Source organism: Streptomyces sp. NPDC041129, assembly GCF_055592265.1.
In genome coordinates, this window is sequence record NZ_JBVIYV010000002.1 from 89425 (window position 1) to 103044 (window position 13620).

12 protein-coding genes and 1 pseudogene are annotated in these 13620 nt (G+C 72.3%); 9 read left to right on the forward strand and 4 right to left on the reverse strand.

The window, feature by feature from the left end:
- Positions 1–64 precede the first annotated feature (64 nt).
- Positions 65–859, forward strand: coding sequence for an AfsR/SARP family transcriptional regulator (locus tag ACZ6B1_RS08555; protein ID WP_468776235.1), 795 nt, complete (start codon positions 65–67; stop codon positions 857–859).
- A 174-nt stretch (positions 860–1033) separates the two neighbouring features.
- Positions 1034–4051: an AfsR/SARP family transcriptional regulator gene (locus tag ACZ6B1_RS08560; RefSeq protein WP_468776236.1), complete on the forward strand. Its 3018-nt coding sequence runs from the start codon at positions 1034–1036 to the stop codon at positions 4049–4051.
- Positions 4052–4240: 189 nt separating this feature from the next.
- Here ACZ6B1_RS08560 and ACZ6B1_RS08565 read toward each other — a convergent pair whose 3' ends face one another.
- From ACZ6B1_RS08565 to ACZ6B1_RS08575, 3 genes are all read right to left on the reverse strand, one after another.
- Positions 4241–4441 (reverse strand): hypothetical protein, encoded by a 201-nt coding sequence (locus ACZ6B1_RS08565; RefSeq protein WP_358928330.1) that lies wholly within the window; start codon positions 4439–4441, stop codon positions 4241–4243.
- Positions 4442–4605: 164 nt separating this feature from the next.
- A complete protein-coding gene (locus ACZ6B1_RS08570; RefSeq protein WP_468776238.1) occupies positions 4606–5280 on the reverse strand; it encodes a class I SAM-dependent DNA methyltransferase in 675 nt (224 codons plus the stop codon).
- 221 nt (positions 5281–5501) lie between these two features.
- Positions 5502–5705 (reverse strand): cold-shock protein, encoded by a 204-nt coding sequence (locus ACZ6B1_RS08575; RefSeq protein ID WP_003974443.1) that lies wholly within the window; start codon positions 5703–5705, stop codon positions 5502–5504.
- 287 nt (positions 5706–5992) lie between these two features.
- Here ACZ6B1_RS08575 and ACZ6B1_RS08580 point away from each other — a divergent pair, with 287 nt between their 5' ends.
- The 5 genes from ACZ6B1_RS08580 (at position 5993) to ACZ6B1_RS08600 (ending at position 11371) form a co-directional block, all read left to right on the forward strand.
- Complete coding sequence (locus ACZ6B1_RS08580; protein ID WP_468776239.1) at positions 5993–6841, forward strand: menaquinone biosynthetic enzyme MqnA/MqnD family protein; 849 nt, start codon at positions 5993–5995, stop codon at positions 6839–6841.
- Between the two features lie 71 nt (positions 6842–6912).
- On the forward strand, positions 6913–8703 hold the full coding sequence (locus ACZ6B1_RS08585; RefSeq protein ID WP_468776241.1) for a protein kinase domain-containing protein: 1791 nt from the start codon (positions 6913–6915) through the stop codon (positions 8701–8703).
- Between the two features lie 34 nt (positions 8704–8737).
- On the forward strand, positions 8738–9493 hold the full coding sequence (locus ACZ6B1_RS08590; protein ID WP_468776243.1) for a prepilin peptidase: 756 nt from the start codon (positions 8738–8740) through the stop codon (positions 9491–9493).
- A 71-nt stretch (positions 9494–9564) separates the two neighbouring features.
- Complete coding sequence (gene mqnC / locus ACZ6B1_RS08595) at positions 9565–10764, forward strand: cyclic dehypoxanthinyl futalosine synthase (RefSeq protein ID WP_468776244.1); 1200 nt, start codon at positions 9565–9567, stop codon at positions 10762–10764.
- 7 nt (positions 10765–10771) lie between these two features.
- Positions 10772–11371 carry a hypothetical protein gene (locus ACZ6B1_RS08600; RefSeq protein WP_468776246.1) on the forward strand — a complete coding sequence of 200 codons (600 nt, stop codon included), beginning with the start codon at positions 10772–10774 and terminating at the stop codon, positions 11369–11371.
- Positions 11372–11377: 6 nt separating this feature from the next.
- On the opposite strand, the gene ACZ6B1_RS08605 is transcribed toward ACZ6B1_RS08600, so the two are convergent.
- The gene (locus tag ACZ6B1_RS08605; RefSeq protein ID WP_468776247.1) at positions 11378–12358 is read right to left on the reverse strand and encodes a chitinase; all 981 of its coding nucleotides are present in this window, start codon (positions 12356–12358) and stop codon (positions 11378–11380) included.
- A 278-nt stretch (positions 12359–12636) separates the two neighbouring features.
- Between ACZ6B1_RS08605 and ACZ6B1_RS08610 the strand changes: the two are divergent.
- Positions 12637–12908 (forward strand): annotated as a pseudogene (locus tag ACZ6B1_RS08610) (acyltransferase family protein); the annotation flags it as partial.
- A complete protein-coding gene (locus ACZ6B1_RS08615; RefSeq protein WP_199211538.1) occupies positions 12905–13600 on the forward strand; it encodes a demethylmenaquinone methyltransferase in 696 nt (231 codons plus the stop codon). The pseudogene ACZ6B1_RS08610 and the gene ACZ6B1_RS08615, both read left to right, overlap by 4 nt.
- Positions 13601–13620: the final 20 nt, after the last annotated feature.

Consider the following 13620-nt stretch of genomic DNA (forward strand, 5'->3'; position numbering starts at 1 on the left):
CTGTTGATACGTCGCCGGAAGAAGGACGACGACGCCAGCGACATCAACGGGAGGCGGAGTCAGGATGCTGAAGTTCTCGATCCTCGGGGCCCTGCAGATCCGTACCGTGTCCGGCCCCGCGGAGATCTCCGGCGACCTGCAGCGCACCCTGGTGCAGACCCTGCTGATCAGCGAGGGCCAGCCGGTTTCCGGGGAGAGCCTGGTCGAGGAGATGTGGGGGGACGCGGTACCGGACAACCAGGCCAACGCCCTGCAGGCGCACGTCAGCCGGCTGCGCCGCAAGCTGCGCGGGCTCGAGCCGGGCCGGGCGGGGTCCAGGGTGACCATCCACCCCTCGGGCTACCGGCTCGTCGTGGGGGACGGCGAGCTGGACGCCGCCGAGTTCGTCAGGGCGGTACGGCACGCCGAGTCGTCCCGCGGGGGCGACCCGGCGTACACCGCCCGGCTGCTCGGCGACGCGCTCGCGCTGTGGCGCGGCCCGGTCTTCGGCGGGTTCGCCTGCGGAACCCTGTGCCAGCTCGCGGGCGCCCGCTACGACGAGTACCGGATGCGTGCCATGGAACTGCGCTTCGACGCCGAGCTGCGGCTCGGCCGGCACGCGGCGGTCCTCGCCGAGCTGACCGAGGCGCACACCAACCACCCGCTGCGGGAGCGGTTCTGCGAGCAGCTCATGATCGCGCTGTACTGCTCGGGCCGGCAGGCCGACGCCCTCGACGTCTTCCGCCGCATGCGCCGCCACCTCGACGTCGAACTCGGCATCCAGCCGTCACCCGCGTTGCGCCAGGTGGAGAGCGCCATCCTGTGCCACGATCCGGCGTTGGCCGGCGATACGCGGTCCGTTCTCCCACAACTCGCCTGAAGATGGTCTGACTTTTGGCGCAGACCAAGGGATAACCCTTGTAACGTGAAGTCGTCTTCCGACGTGACAGGTTCGGGGTACAACCTAGGATTGTCCCGAACATGCGGGGGCTGAGCGGTACGACGGGGCGGGGGGACGGGTTACGTGGAGTCGGCGGCATCCGGTCTGCCTGTCGTGCGCTTTAACATCCTCGGTTCGCTGGAAGGGTGGCACGGCGACCGGCGGCTGAGACTCGGCAGCCCCACCCAGGAACGGGTGCTGGTCACGCTGTTACTGGAGCCGGGGCGCATGGTGCCGATGCCCCGGCTGGTGACGGCGGCCTGGGACGACGAGCCGCCGCAGACCGCCGGCCACCAGATCCGCAAGGCGGTCGCCGCGCTGCGCACCCGCATCCCCGGCGGCTCCTCCCTGATCGTCACCGACGGCGCCGGATACCGGGCCGTGCTCGAGGAGGAGCAGCTCGATCTGCACGAGTTCGGCCGGCGCGCGCGTGAGGCGCGGCAGGCGGTGGCCGCCGGACGGCCGGCCGAGGCGGTCGGCCATCTGCGGGCCTGCCTGGACCTGTGGCGCGGCCCGGTCATGGCGGGCGCGGGCGGCCCGGTGATCTCCGCGGCCTCCGCCGCCCTCGAGGAACGGCACATGGCGGTCGCCGAGCAGTACTTCGAGCTGCAGCTGGAACTCGGCGAGTCCGGCGACCTGGTCGGACCGCTGCGCGAGCTGGTCACCGCGCACCCGCTCCGGGAGACCCTGCGCGGACGCCTGATGCTCGCCCTGTACCGGGCCGGCCGGCAGGCGGAGGCGCTGGAGGAGTTCGGCCGGATGCGCGAACTCCTCGTCGAGGAACTGGGCATCGACCCGGGTGCCGAACTGACCCGGCTGTACGAGGCCATCCTGCGCGACAGCCCCGAAGTGGCCCCCCGGGTACCCCAGTCGGTGGCCGACCGCGCCGCGCTGCTCGTGCCGGCCCCGCCGGCCCAGCCGTCGGGGTCCGAGCCGGCACCCTGCACCCTGCCGTACGACCTGCCGGACTTCACCGGCCGGGACGAGGAACTGACCCGGCTGCTTAAGGTGGGCCGGGCGTCGGCCGCCGAGCGCACCCGGATCGTCGGCGTGGACGGCATGGGCGGCAGCGGCAAGACCGCGCTCGCGGTGCACGCCGCCCACCAGCTCGCCGCCGACTACCCGGACGGCCAGCTCTTCGTCGACCTGCGCGGATTCAGCCCCGGCGAGAAGGCCCAGGAGCCGGGTGCCGTGCTGCACTCGCTGCTGCGCACCCTCGGCGTACCGGACGACCGCATTCCTGACGACCTGGAGAGACGCACCGCCCTGTGGCGAAGCGTTTCCGCACAGCGGAAGCTGCTGCTCCTGCTGGACAACGCCGCCGACGCCGCACAGATCCGGCCATTGCTGCCCGCCGCCGAGGACTCCCTGGCGATCCTCACCGGCCGGGTGCGCATGCTCGACCTCGACGCCGCCGAGTGGCTCTCCCTCGGACAGCTCTCCGCCGACGACAGCACCACGCTGCTCAACCGGATGCTCGGCGCCGACCGCACCGCCGCCGAACCCGACGCCGTCGCCCTGCTGGCCGACCTGTGCGGCGGCCTGCCCCTCGCCCTGCGCATCACCACCGCCCGGCTGCGCAACCGGCCCCGCTGGACCGTCCGGTACCTGGTCGACCGGCTAGCCGACGAGACCCGGCGGCTGCGCGAGCTGAGTGCCGGGGAACGCAGCGTCGAGGCCACGCTCCGGCTGTCCTACCAGGCGATGGAGGAGGACCAGCGCGTGGCGTTCCGGCTGCTCGGGCTGCATCCGGGCAGCACCATCGACGTCCACTCCGCCGCCGCGCTGCTGGGCACCGGTGTCCATGACGCCGAGGACGCCCTCGAACTGCTCCTCGACGCGCATCTGCTGGAGCAGCACGAGGCGGGTCTCTACGGCTTCCACGACCTGGTGCGCACCTACGCGATGAGCGTGCGGGAGGCCGAGGACGACGAGGAGGCCGCGGTCGAGCGGCTGGTGTCGTACTACACGCTCGCCACCGACGTGGCCTGCGAGACGCTCTTCCCCGGCCGCAGCCGCTACGGCGACCCGCCCGCCTCCGGCGGCCCCGAACTGCCCCGGCTGGACGGCGACGAGGGGGCGCTGCGCTGGTTCGACCGCGAGTACGACGCACTGCTCGCGGTCGCCACCCAGGCGGGCACCCGGGGTCTGCACCGCTACGCGGCGCTGCTCGCCCGCAACCTGCTCTTCTACCTCGATCTGCGCGGTGACTACGAGGAGTTCCGGGTGGTCGGCCGCATCGGCGTCGGCGCCTGCCGGCAGCTCGACGACCCGGCGCTGCTCAGCATCAGCCTGGGCAACCTGGCCGTGGGCCACTGGTGGCTCGGCGACTTCCAGGACGGCATCACCACCGCCCAGGAGGCCCTGGAGCTGGCCTCCGCCGACGACCGCCGGGGCGAGGCGATGTGCATCGACGTCCTCGGCCTGCTGCACGGGGCGCTCGGCAACTTCGACGAGGCCCGCGCCTACCTCGTCCAGGGCATCGCCCTGCACCAGGAGCTGGGCTCGGCCCGGATGGAGGCGCAGGCCCTGGACAATCTCAGCACGGTGGAGACCTGGTCGGGCCACTACGCCGAGGGCGCCCGGTACGCGGCCCGGGCCACCGAGCTGAACCGCAGCCTCGGCGACCGCAGCAACGAGATCGCCTCGCTCACCTGGCTGGCCCTGGCCCACCTCGGCACCGACGAGGACGAGCGGGCCCGCGCCTGTCTCGCCCAGGCCCTCGAACTGTGCGACGAGTCCCGCAAGCCCGCGAACGTGGCCGTCGTCCTCGCCCACTGGGCGCAGGTCTGCCAGCGGCTCGGCGAGGTGCGCTCGGCCGCCGAGCACGCCGAGCGGGCCCTGGAACTGGTCTCCGCTGAGGGCACGGCGCTGCGCCAGGCGTCCGTGGTCAACGTCGTCGCACTGGTCCATCTGCGGCGCGGCGCGCCCGAGCGGGCGATGGAGCTGCACCGCCACGCCTACGAGCTGGCGTCCCGCCTCGGCTACCGCATCGAGATGGCCCGTGCCCTGCTCGGCCTCGCGGAAGCCGCCCACGAACTGGGCGACGACCCGACGGCCCGCACCCACCGGCAGGCGGCGGAGGATCTGTTCGACGCGATGGGCGTGACCCGGGAGGGACGCCGGCTCTAGCCGTGGTCTCACTGCCCACGGCAGACGGCCGACCGATGACGGCTGGCCGACGACGGCCGACCGATGACGGCTGGCCGATGACGGCTCACGGCGGCCTGGCAGGCGGCGGTCACGCGAAACGGCACCGGTGGGGTGGGGCCCGGCCGGTGCCGTTGGTCGCTGGGGGTGCGCCGCGGGGGCGCGGTGGGGTCAGCCCTGGGTGAAGCCGGGGCCGTGTCCGTTGGCCAGCGCCGGGGCGTCCGCCTGGTGGCCCGTGAAGCCGGCGGCGACGTGCACCAGGGCGTCCTGCACACCGGTCGCCGGAACGGCCGCGGCGGTACCGAGTGCGAGGACACCGGCGCCGGTGAGCGTGGCCAGAACCGTCTTCGTACGCAGTGCGATGGTGCGCATGTCGTGACTCCCCCTGGGTATACGGATCGGGATCCGGTCGCCGGTCTCTCCCCGGCGCCGCAACCGATGCTGGGGGGAGCCGATCCCCATGCCGTCCCCGCCGGTTACCGGCACAGGTCGCGCTCCCGGTACTCCCGGTTTCAACCGCTCACGGGGCCCCCGAGTCACCCTCGAACATGCGTTGTGACCTGGGAGGACTTCCGGGCGAGGAGGAAGGCCTGCGATACCGATTCACCGAGGCGCTCCTCGGGTTCGCGCACCGTGCGCCAGGTGAGGGCGAACCCCGCTTCCTCGAGCAGCCGCGCCATGTGCTCGGGGCGGCGCCGGTGGAAGTCGAGCGTCACCGGATGACCCCAGGGGCGGTCCAGCCGGAGCGGCTGCTCCCCGGCCTGGAAGGCGAGCAGCACCTGCCCGCCGGGGGCCAGCACCCGGTGGAACCCGGACAGCAGGGCGGGCAGCTCGCCGGCCGGGGTGTGGATGGTCGAGTAGTAGGCCACGATCCCGGCCAGGGAACCGTCGGGGAGGGACAGGTCCAGCATGGAGCCGAGCTCGAAGCGCAGTCCCGGGTTCTCGCGGCGGGCGATCGCGAGCATGGACTCGGACAGGTCGAGCCCGAAGACGTCGACGCCGAGCGCGGCCAGGTATCCGGTGACCAGGCCCGGGCCGCAGCCGAGGTCGGCCACCGTCCCGCCGGCGGGGATCGTCTCGGCGTAGGCGGCGAGCAGGGCCCGGTCCAGCGGCCGGTCGGCGAGCGCGTCCTTGAAGCGGTCGGCGTAGTCGGCGGCGACGGTGTCGTAGAAGGTGCGGGTGGCGGTGAGGAAGTCCTGGGCGTCCGTCATGGCCCGGGACCGTAGCCGCGACCACTGACAGGCCCGCGATACCGGTCGCACGACCCGTTCCCTCGCCGCGTATCCCGGGGTGCTTCACGCACGAGGGACGGACGCACCTGGAATTCGCCGGGAATTCACGAAAGGGCCGGCCCGGAAAAGGCAGGAGCCCCGTCGCCGTGAGGCGTGGGGCTCCTTGGGTACTGCACTCAGGTTCTGCGATCAGGCAGTGATCAGACGGGGGTGACGTTCTCCGCCTGCGGACCCTTCGGGCCCTGCGTCACGTCGAAGGAGACCTGCTGGTTCTCCTCGAGCGAACGGAAGCCCTGGGCGTTGATCGCGGAGTAGTGAACGAAGACGTCGGGGCCGCCGCCCTCCTGGGCGATGAAGCCAAAGCCCTTTTCGGCGTTGAACCACTTAACGGTTCCGGTAGCCATAAGCCCTCCTTGGGCCCAAAAGGGTTGCCCTGCTCCAGAACCTGCACGTGCGAAACGGTGCTGCACAACTGCATTCGTCTGAAAACGACGAGAGCCCGCGGTCACATGCTCCGCAGGCTCTGTACTGCAAGGGAAACCAAACTGCAACTTGCGGCGAGCCTAGCATGCGGGCTGCCGAAAGCAATAGAGGTCAAGATCACTTCACCCGAATGTTTGAACGCCCACTCGGGTGGGTTGACGGTGGGGCCGGTCTCAGCACCGTACCGCAAGGGGTCTAGTCTCGCGATGTGGACAATTCTCGCACCCGGCCGCGCGTCGGCCACATCCAGTTCCTGAACTGCCTGCCCCTCTACTGGGGGCTCGCGAGAACCGGCACGCTCCTCGATTTCGAGCTGACCAAGGACACCCCGGAAAAGCTCAGCGAGCAGATCGTGCGCGGCGACCTCGACATCGGGCCCGTCACCCTCGTGGAGTTCCTGCGCAACGCGGGCGACCTGGTGGCCTTCCCGGACATCGCCGTGGGCTGCGACGGCCCGGTGATGTCCTGCGTGATCGTCTCGCAGGTCCCGCTCGACCGGCTGGACGGCGCCCGGGTCGCCCTCGGTTCGACCTCGCGCACGTCGGTCAGGCTGGCCCAGCTGCTGCTGGCGGAACGCTTCGGCGTCCAGCCGGACTACTACACCTGCCCGCCCGACCTCAGCCTGATGATGCAGGAGGCGGACGCCGCCGTCCTGATCGGTGACGCCGCCCTGCGCGCCAACCTGATCGACGGCCCCCGCTTCGGCCTGGAGGTGCACGACCTGGGCGCGCTGTGGAAGGAGTGGACCGGGCTGCCGTTCGTCTTCGCGGTCTGGGCGGCCCGCCGCGACTACGCCGAGCGCGAGCCGCTCATCACCCGCAAGGTCCACGAGGCCTTCCTCGCCTCCCGCAACCTCTCCCTGGAGGAGGTCGGCAAGGTCGCCGAGCAGGCCGCCCGCTGGGAGTCCTTCGACGAGGCCACCCTGGAGCAGTACTTCACCACCCTCGACTTCAGCTTCGGCGGACCGCAGCTGAAGGCGGTCACCGAGTTCGCCCGCCGGGTCGGCCCGACGACCGGCTTCCCGGCGGACGTGAAGGTGGATCTGCTTCAGCCGTAATCCCCACGGCACTACGCTGCGGGAGTCGAGGCGTTGCGGGGGAGAGGCGTTACGGGGGAGAGATGCACGCCATGCAGCCGCTCGGAGCCGACGAACCGGCCGCCGTCGGGCCCTACCGGCTGCTCGGCCGGCTCGGCTCCGGCGGCATGGGCCGGGTCTATCTGGGGCGCAGCGCGGGAGGCCGTACGGTCGCCGTGAAGATCGTGCATCCGCACTTCGCGCTGGACGAGGAGTTCCGGGCCCGCTTCCGGCGGGAGGTCGAGGCCGCCCGCCGGGTCGGCGGCGCCTGGACCGCGCCCGTCCTGGACGCGGACCCGGAGGCCGCCGTCCCCTGGGTCGCCACCGCCTACGCGGCGGGTCCCTCGCTCGCCGCGGCCGTCACGGACGGCGGCCCGCTGCCCGCGCGAACCGTACGGGCCCTGGGCGCGGGCCTCGCCGAGGCGCTCACCGCCGTACACGAACTGGGCCTGGTGCACCGGGACGTGAAGCCGTCCAACGTGCTGCTGACCCTGGACGGCCCGCTGCTCATCGACTTCGGCATCGCCCGGGCCACGGACGGTACGGCGTCCCTCACCTCGACCGGCGTCTCCGTCGGCTCGCCCGGCTACATGTCCCCCGAGCAGATCCTTGGCAAGGGCGTCACCGGAGCGGCCGACGTCTTCTCCCTCGGCGCGGTACTGGCCTACGCGGCGACCGGTGAGCCCCCGTTCCCGGGCGACTCCTCGGCCGCCCTGCTGTACAAGGTCGTCCACGAGGAACCGGAACTCGGCGGCCTGACCGGCGAGTTGCGCGAGGCGGCGGCCGCCTGCCTGGCGAAGGCCCCGGCGGCCCGCCCGGCACCCGCCGAACTGGCCCGCCGGCTCGCCCCGGAGGGCGCCGCCCGCCTGGTCGCCGGCGGCTGGCTGCCGGGCGCGCTGGTGGAACAGGTCAGCCGGAGCGCCGTGAGCCTGCTCAACCTGGAGACGGCCGAGACCGCTCCGTCCGGGCCGGTGGGCTTCAGCAGTCCCTCGGTTGAAGGGACTTGGGACGCCGCGCACCTCACGCGCGGGACGGGTGGGACGGAGCAGCCCGGACCGGCGCCGTCCGGGGACCGTCCGGTCCCGGTCGCGGGCGCGTTCGGGCCGGCCCCGTCGATGACTCCGCCCCCGCCGCCCGGTGCGCCGGCTCCGCCGTCCGGCTCCCCGGGGACTCCCGTCGCGCGGCCGGGCACCGGCGGCGGGGAGCCGTCCGCCGGGTCCGGGCCACGGGACGAGCGGCCGGCTCCCGGCCGGGTCACCGTGAGTGTGGCGGCGACAGCGGCGCCGGGCGAGAAGGGGCGCGGGCGCCGGGTGAGCTGCACCGTCGCGCTGGCCGTGGCGGGCGTGACGGCCGCGGCCGCGGTGGGGCTCGGGGCGCTGCTCCGGCCGTGGGCCGGGGGCGAGCAGGACACGGCGGGCGGTGCACCGCGGGCCTCCCACTCGGCCGCCGCCTCGGCCACCGGGGCACCCGACGCGAGCGACGGCACACCGGGCTCGATCCCGGCCCGCTACCTCGGCACCTGGGAGGGCCAGGCCAGCGGACTCGGCGGCAGCCTGCCCATGGGCACCTTCCGGCTCACCGTGCACCAGGCGGCCGTGGGCAAGGAGCTGGGCCGGCTGCGCCAGACCGACCAGCTCGGCGGAGTCTGCGTCGACATCCTCACCCTGAAACAGGTGACGCCGTCCCGGATCGTGGCGACGTCGGTCGGCGCGAAGTCGAACCACGCCGGCTGCGACCCGGCCCCGCACCCGGTGGAGTTGACGCCGGTCGGCGACGACCTTCGTTACACCTCGCAGAGCGCGGCCGAGGGTGATCCGGTGGCCCGGATGTCGAAGGCCGACTGAGCGAACGGGACCACACGCCGGAAGGGGAGAGCGGATGGGTACCGCAGGGGTGAGCACGCAGGCGCTGGTCCTCGCCGCCGCGCTGTGGGGCGCGGCGGCCGGTGCGCTGCTGCCCAGGGCCGCCTACCGCTTCGCGGTCCCGGCCGGCGAGCCGTGGCGGGAGCGGTGCGGGCAGGGGCACCCGATCCGCGGCTGGCTCGGGCGGGCGCGGTGCGGGCAGTGCGCACAGGGAGCGGCGCAGGGGCCGTACTCGCCGTCCACCGCGCTCCTCGCCCTCGCCACCGCCCTCGGCTGCGCCGCCCTCGCCGTCGCCACCGGTACCCGGCCCGAGCTGGGCGTCTGGCTGCTGCTCGCGCCGGTGTGGGTGCTGCTGGCCGCCGTGGACGTACGGGTGCGACGGCTGCCCGACCCGCTGACCCTGCCGCTCGCGGCCGCCGGGCTCGGCCTGCTCGCCCTCGTCACCCTGCTGCCGGAACACGCCGGTGACTGGCTCACCGCGCTGTACGGCACCCTCGCGCTCGGCGGCGGCTACCTCGTGCTGTTCCTGCTCAACCCGTCCGGCATGGGCTTCGGCGACGTGAAGCTCGCGCTCGGCATGGGCGCCGTGCTCGGCTGGTACGGCTGGCCGACCGTGCTGCTCGGCACCTTCGCCGGTTTCCTGCTCGGCGCGCTCTACGGCGGCGCGCTCGTCGTCGCCCGGCGAGGGGGACGCAGGACGGCCATTCCCTTCGGGCCGTTCCTCATCGCCGGCGCCTTCGCCGGACTGCTGATCGGCGCCTACGCGGCCTGACAGCGGACGGCGGAAGCGGCTGGCGTAGGCTGGTCCGGTCTGTCCACAACCCTTGACGAAAGGGACGCCCGGTGTCCGAGAAGGCCGACCTTCAGCCCGTCCTCGACCGTGCCGCCGCCGGTGGGCGGATCACCCCCGAAGAGGCGCTCGTCCTCTACCGCGACGCCCCGCTTCACGCGCTGGGCGCCGCCGCCGACGCGGTGCGCCGCCGCAAGTACGCGGGCATCGAGCACATCGCCACGTACATCATCGAGCGCAACATCAACTACACGAACGTGTGCGTCACGGCGTGCAGGTTCTGCGCCTTCTACGCGGCCCCCAAGGACACCGACAAGGGCTGGACCCGCGACCTCGACGACATCTTGCGCCGCTGCGCGGAGACCGTGGAACTGGGCGGCACCCAGATCATGTTCCAGGGCGGCCACCACCCGGACTACGGCGTCGAGTACTACGAGAAGCACTTCAAGGCCATCAAGGACGCCTTCCCCCAGCTCGTGATCCACTCGCTGGGCGCCTCCGAGGTCGAGCACATGGCCCGGATCAGCGGTGTCCCGGTGGAGGAGGCCATCACCCGGATCCACGAGGCGGGGCTGGACTCCTTCGCGGGCGCCGGCGCCGAACTCCTGCCCGAGCGGCCCCGCAAGGCCATCGCCCCGCTGAAGGAGAGCGGCGAGCGCTGGCTGGAGATCATGGAGATCGCGCACGGGCTGGGCGTGGAGTCGACGTCCACCATGCTCATGGGCACGGGCGAGACCAACGCCGAGCGCATCGAGCACCTGCGCATGATCCGTGACGTGCAGGACCGCACGGGCGGCTTCCGGGCCTTCATCCCGTACACCTACCAGCCCGAGAACAACCACCTGAAGGGCCGCACCCAGGCCACTCTCTTCGAGTACCTGCGGATGATCGCCATCGCCCGCCTCTTCCTGGACAACGTCCAGCACATCCAGGGCTCGTGGCTGACCACCGGCAAGGAGGTCGGCCAGCTCTCCCTGCACTACGGCGCGGACGACCTCGGCTCGATCATGCTGGAGGAGAACGTGGTCTCCTCCGCCGGCGCCAAGCACCGCTCCAACCGGCTCGAGATCATCGACCTCATCCGCAAGGCGGGCCGCGTCCCGGCCCAGCGCGCCACGACGTACGAGCACCTCGTCGTGCACGACGACCCGGCGAACGACCCGGTCGACGACCGCGTGGTCTCCCACATCTCCTCCACGGCGATCGACGGCGGCACGGCGCACCCGGAACTGAAGCTGCTGGCGTCCAACTGACTCTGCCGTGCTGACACTTCACCTCGCCGAGCGGTCCCCGCAGGCCGCGGTTCTGGTCGACGGGGCGTCCGTCGCCGCCGTCGGCCCGTACGAGGAACTGGCCGCCGCCGAGCCCCGGGCGAAGGTCCGGCGCTGGCCCGGCATCCTCACCCCGGGGCTGCTGAACCCGTACGGCCCTGAGCTGCTGGAGGCCACGTACCACCCCGACCCGCGCGAGGCCGATGTGCTCGGCACCGAGCCCATCGGCGGAGCGCGGGCGCGGGAGATCTTCCGCGCCGACCCCGCACGCCTCGGGGCGAGCGCGCGGCGCGGGGTGCAACGGATGCTGGCGCACGGCACGGTGGCGGTGGCCGGGGAGCTGCGGTCGCGGGCCGCGGCCGACGCGGTGCGCAGGGCCGGGCTCGCGGTGGGACAGCGGCCGGACCGACTCCCGGGCCCGGCGGCGCTGTCCCCGACCCCGCTGATCCTGCTGCCGGGGCTGGTGCCGGGCGGTCCCGCCCGGTTCGCCGTGTTCGACGTCGCGGACCGCGCCGAACTGGTCCGGCGCGGCGCCGGGACCTGTGTGGCGACCGTGATCGGCGGTCGGCTGGTGTACCGCGGCCGCTGACCGCTCTCAACCGGAGAACCGCTTCCCGAACGCCCCCGGTTCCTGCTTCACCCCGCTGCAGTCGGTAGCCGCGTCGCCCGTGGAGGAGTCGTCCGCGCACCGCCGGTCGCGGAAGGCGGACCACATCGACACCCAGGCGATGTCCTTCTTCTCCGCGAACGCCCGCACCTGGGCCGCGTCGGAGAGCGTGAAGGTCTCCCCGGCCACGTCGTTGACCCCGATCATCGAGGTGAGCGCCATGCCCCGCCAGGCGCCCGCGCCGGACAGCCCGAACACCTCCTTCAGCTGGGCGTGTGCGGCCCTGGCGGAGATGAGGGCGTAGTCGCCCATGTCGCCGGCGTACGACTCGCCGTAGTTCATCGTCATGAGGTTGACGGTGGAGACCCGGACGTCGTGGCTGTTCGCGGACTCCAGGAGCGCGAGGCCGTCCGCGTCCAGTCCCGAGGGCATCACCGCCAGGGTGAACGAGACCTCCAGGTCCGGCCGTTCCCGCTGCACCCGGGCTATCGCCCGTGAACGCAGGTCCACCGAGGCGGAGTCGGCCTGCTCGTCGCCCTCGATGTCGAAGTCGGCCCGGGTGGCGCCGGCCGCGTCCAGCGCCTTCGCGTAGGCGGCGGCCAGGGCGACGGCGCTGTCGCAGGTGGCGGCCAACTCCTTGCCGGAGGACCCGCCGAAGGACACCCGGACCGTGGCGCCGTCCCGCTTCAGCGCCGCGATCCGGGACTTCACCGAGGCGGCACCGACCGCCTCGGTGCCGTTCCACTCCGGGACGCAGGCGTCGTCACCGGAGATCACGAAGGCGAGGTTGTACGTCGCCGGGGAACCGGCGGATTCGGTGGCGGAGCTCGCCGTGGCGCTGACGTAGGGGGCGTACTCGGGGGCGTGGGCCGCAGAGCGCGACGTGCTCCCGGAGTGCCCGGAGCAGCTCGTGACGGCGAGTGCGAACAGGCAGGTGAATCCAGTCATGCGCTTCCGGAAACGCCTCATCGCATACGCACCCGCTCTCGTGATCCCTGTCTCAGGACGGAAACGAATTCCTCTTTCCCAGAGAAATCTCTCACACGCTCCGACTCGGCACAGCGGGACCTTATGCGTCGATTGCCCGCTTAGTGAGTATCATTTGTCCGATAGGTCGGAATCGGGTCTCTCGGGGCTTCAGGGAACCGACAGGATGGGGGCGGTCTCATGGGTGGCTCATAAGAATTCCCGAGAAAGGGCCATATAAAGCCTCCCTCGTATCCTGGGAATGCAATCCGAACCCGCCGGTCACGGTCTTCAACGCGCGCGCGGTGACGATCTGCCTCTGGCACGAGATCGCGCTCATCCTGGCGGTCCCGCTGATCGACCGCTTCTGGGTCCGCCCGCCTTCGAGCGGTACCTGCCGCTCGACAGCCAGTGGTTCGCGTTCGGGATCGGCTGGGCCCTGATCGCCCTGATCGCCCTGTTCGTGCCGGCGTGCGGCTGGGTGGAGGACGTGGCCGCGAAGAAGAAGCCGCGACTGATCCCGGGAGGGCGTGCTGCAACAATGGGCGGGTGACCCGCGCCTCTCTGAACAAGCAGCCGCACGAAGTCGCCTCGATGTTCGACGACGTGGCGGAACGGTACGACCTGACGAACGACGTGCTGTCGCTCGGCCAGGACCGGCGCTGGCGCAAGGAGGTGGCGAAGGCGGTCGACGCGCGCCCCGCGCAGAAGGTCCTCGACCTCGCGGCCGGCACGGCGACGTCCTCGCTGCCCTTCGCGCGCACCGGCGCGTACGTCGTCCCGTGCGACTTCTCCCTCGGGATGCTCCAGGTCGGCAAGAGGAAGCACACCTGGCTGCCGTTCACGGCGGGCGACGCGACCAGACTGCCGTTCAAGGACGACACCTTCGACGCCGTGACGATCTCCTTCGGGCTGCGCAACGTGCAGGACACGGACGCGGCGCTGCGGGAGATGTACCGGGTGACCCGGCCCGGCGGACGCGTGGTGATCTGCGAGTTCTCGCACCCGACCTGGGCGCCCTTCCGGACCGTCTACACCGAGTACCTGATGCGCGCGCTGCCGCCGGTCGCCCGTTCGGTCTCCTCCAACCCGGACGCCTACGTCTACCTCGCCGAGTCCATCCGCGCCTGGCCCGACCAGCCCGGCCTCGCCGAGCGGCTGCGCAAGGCGGGCTGGTCGAAGGTGGCCTGGCGCAACCTCACCGGCGGTGTGGTCGCGCTGCACCGGGGCTTCAAGGAGAGCTGAGTCCCGCCGGAGGGTGACCG

Coding starts and splice junctions, on each gene's coding strand:
- ACZ6B1_RS08585 (WP_468776241.1), top strand. CDS start 6,913: ATGCAGCCGCTCGGAGCCGACGAACCGGCCGCCGTCGGGCCCTACCGG.
- ACZ6B1_RS08565 (WP_358928330.1), bottom strand. CDS start 4,441: ATGCGCACCATCGCACTGCGTACGAAGACGGTTCTGGCCACGCTCACC.
- ACZ6B1_RS08570 (WP_468776238.1), bottom strand. CDS start 5,280: ATGACGGACGCCCAGGACTTCCTCACCGCCACCCGCACCTTCTACGAC.
- ACZ6B1_RS08555 (WP_468776235.1), top strand. CDS start 65: ATGCTGAAGTTCTCGATCCTCGGGGCCCTGCAGATCCGTACCGTGTCC.
- ACZ6B1_RS08605 (WP_468776247.1), bottom strand. CDS start 12,358: ATGAGGCGTTTCCGGAAGCGCATGACTGGATTCACCTGCCTGTTCGCA.
- ACZ6B1_RS08575 (WP_003974443.1), bottom strand. CDS start 5,705: ATGGCTACCGGAACCGTTAAGTGGTTCAACGCCGAAAAGGGCTTTGGC.
- ACZ6B1_RS08590 (WP_468776243.1), top strand. CDS start 8,738: ATGGGTACCGCAGGGGTGAGCACGCAGGCGCTGGTCCTCGCCGCCGCG.